This window comes from Bacteroidota bacterium (genome assembly GCA_036522515.1).
In the GTDB taxonomy this organism is placed as follows: Bacteria; Bacteroidota; Ignavibacteria; order UBA10030; family SZUA-254; genus VBOC01.
This window is the reverse complement of sequence record DATDFQ010000003.1, coordinates 1-2,758: the sequence shown is the minus strand read 5'-3', so window position 1 is coordinate 2,758 and position 2,758 is coordinate 1. Positions and strand designations below refer to the sequence as shown.

Here is a 2,758-nt window from a genome sequence, read left to right as displayed (position 1 = left end):
ATTGCTCGACGCGGTGGGCGATTGGAGGCAGATCCGCCTGCCTGACGGGAAGGTTGGATGGCTTGCAGGGGAGAGCATCCAGACCATCTAAGGGGAGGAATTGCGCGGTGATACCGCTCACAAACGGAACTTCCACGGTTGTAATCTGCCGGAAGTTTTCGTAGATTCAGTTCGCGATGGCCAACCTCAAAATCAATACCAGGTAAGTACACCCGCCTCTTAGATACCAAAACGCTCTCCGGGCGCGAAACCGTGCCAAAATGTCCCGATCCGGGAGAATTCTCGTCTCCCGGGTTATCAGATTGACTTTAGGGGCTCATTTTCGTAGATTTCTTCAGCTTTTTTGCAAGATTGCAGCGAAAACGCTGATTCCTTGCTAAAAAAAGTAACCCCGGGCGAGTTGTCAGCAAGCAGCTACGCTGAAGTAGATCCCTGAGCAATGGATTCGGAGCCATGACAAGTGAACGGTAACTGATGACATTATTGGTGACAGGCGGCTGCGGCTTCATCGGCAGCAACTTCGTCCAGTACATGCTGGAAAAACACCCCGAAGAGACGATCGTAAATCTCGACAAACTTACCTACGCGGGGAATCTCGAAAACCTGCAGAGCATAGAGGGTCACCCCCGGTACCAGTTCATCAAGGGAGATATCTGCGACCGGTCTGTTGTTGAATCGGCCGTCCGTCAACACTCGGTCGATGCTATCGTCAACTTCGCTGCAGAGTCGCACGTCGATCGAAGCATCGTGGGCCCTGCCGTCTTCATCGAAACGAACGTCGCGGGAACCGGCGTCCTGCTGGAGGTCGCGCGGGAGTGTGGAATCAAGCGGTTCGTCCAAGTCTCCACCGACGAGGTGTATGGCTCCCTCGGAGCAGAGGGAAAATTTCTCGAGAATTCCACCGTCCAACCCAATAGCCCTTATGCGGCATCGAAGGCATCCGCGGACTTGCTCGCCTTCGCCTACCATCACACCCACGGGCTCCCCGTCGTCGTCACCAGATGCTCCAACAATTACGGCCCTTTTCAATTTCCGGAGAAACTGATCCCGTTGATGATCGCGCGAATCGTCGACGGAAAACCGGTTCCCGTCTATGGTGATGGGTTGAATGTACGGGACTGGCTGCACGTCGAAGATCATTGCTCCGCGATCGATCTGGTTCTCAGAAACGGGAAGGTCGGGGAGGTATACAATGTCGGCGGGAACAACGAATGGAAGAACATTGATGTTGTCAGGCTTGTCCTGCAGAAAATGGGGAAGCCGGAATCGCTTATTTCTTTCGTCAAAGACCGGCTTGGACACGATCGCCGGTATGCGATCGATGCGTCGAAAATCAACCGGGACCTGGGCTGGAAACCGAGCATCTCGTTCGAACAGGGCCTGGCCGATACCGTCGATTGGTATACCGGACACGAGGCGTGGTGGAGAAGGATTATCAGCGGGGAGTACCAACAATACTATCGAAAGATGTATGAAGCAAGCTGAACGGGGGGACCGCTCTGCGACCATCCCCGTCCGTAGGCTGGGGTGGTTCCCATTCGTGAGATTGGCGGTGCTCAGCATCGTGCTTGCCGGCTCCCTCTCTGTTTCACAAACCAAGCGGCCGGCAAGCAAACCGAATGAATTCGAGCTCCCCCCGGAAGAGGAAAAGAGTGCGCTCGGGATTGTTCAACCCACGAGCATCGCACTGGAGTCAACTGTCAATCCGGAAGACTACTTTGTCGGGCCATCCGATATTCTTTCCGTAAATATCTGGATGAGTCCTCCAGCGAGTTTTCCTCTGATCGTATCGCCCGAGGGGACGCTACTCATCCCCACGGTCGGTGAGGTGATGGTGGCGGATCTTACCCTTGCGCGCGCGAAGGAGAAAATAGTCGCAGAGATAAGGAAGAAATACCTCCATGCGGAAATTACCGCCACACTGATCAAGCCCCGTCCGATCGTTGTGAACATCGCGGGGAACGTCTTACATCCGGGCTTGCTTACCCTCACCGGCGCAGACCGTGTGAACAAAGCCCTGGAAGAGGCGAATAAACTCTCGCGTCTGCAGACTCAGGATGATCTGTCGTCGATCCTGCGCGTCATGTCGACAAGAAAAATTGTCATCAAGCACAGGGACGGTTCGCAGGCCAGGGCGGACATCCCGAAATACTCGGTCACACATGACAACCGATGGAATCCCTACCTCCGGGAGGGAGATCAGGTTGTCGTGCCCAATAAGAATTACCTGACCGGCCAGGTTGCAGTGTACGGCCAGATCAATTCACCGGGACGATTCGAATTTGTTGAGGGGGACAGTGTCCTCGATCTCATCCGCTTCGGCCAGGGTATGACGGATCGCGCGCTTGCTGAACAGGTGATATTCTCGCGCATGAACGAAGACGGCAAGTCGCTGTCCACCCGGATCATCGATATTCCCGGGATGATGGCGGGGCGCGAGCCGAATATCGCCCTGAAGCCGGGAGATCGCATCATCATTCAGCAGGAGTCCGATGCGCGGGGGGATTATAATGTCGACATCGGGGGCGAGGTGGTCCATCCTGGAACATATCCCATTACGGTTCACAGCACTCATCTCTCCGAGATGATCCGGCAAGCGGGTGGCTTCACCGACGCGGCGGCGCTGAGTTCAGCCGAGGTTTCCCGTCAGCCCGTCAATCCGGAGAACGTCGAGCATGAGCGGCTTCTCAGCCTCCGTGGAGAGCCTGCAGGGAACGACAGCGGGGGCTATTCGCTTGAAACAGAACTCCGAATCAAG

General features: G+C 55.5%; 2 protein-coding genes. Both read left to right on the top strand.

Annotation, left to right across the window (positions count from 1 at the left end):
* Positions 1–474 precede the first annotated feature (474 nt).
* A complete protein-coding gene (gene rfbB, locus VI215_00355) occupies positions 475–1,485 on the top strand; it encodes a dTDP-glucose 4,6-dehydratase (GenBank protein HEY6190755.1) in 1,011 nt (336 codons plus the stop codon).
* A partial coding sequence (locus VI215_00350) for an SLBB domain-containing protein (GenBank protein ID HEY6190754.1) occupies positions 1,472–2,758 on the top strand: 1,287 nt, incomplete at its 3' end. The genes rfbB and VI215_00350, both read left to right, overlap by 14 nt.

Excerpts from the sequence above, each read along its gene's own strand:
- rfbB (HEY6190755.1), top strand. The coding sequence starts at position 475 with ATGACATTATTGGTGACAGGCGGCTGCGGCTTCATCGGCAGCAACTTC.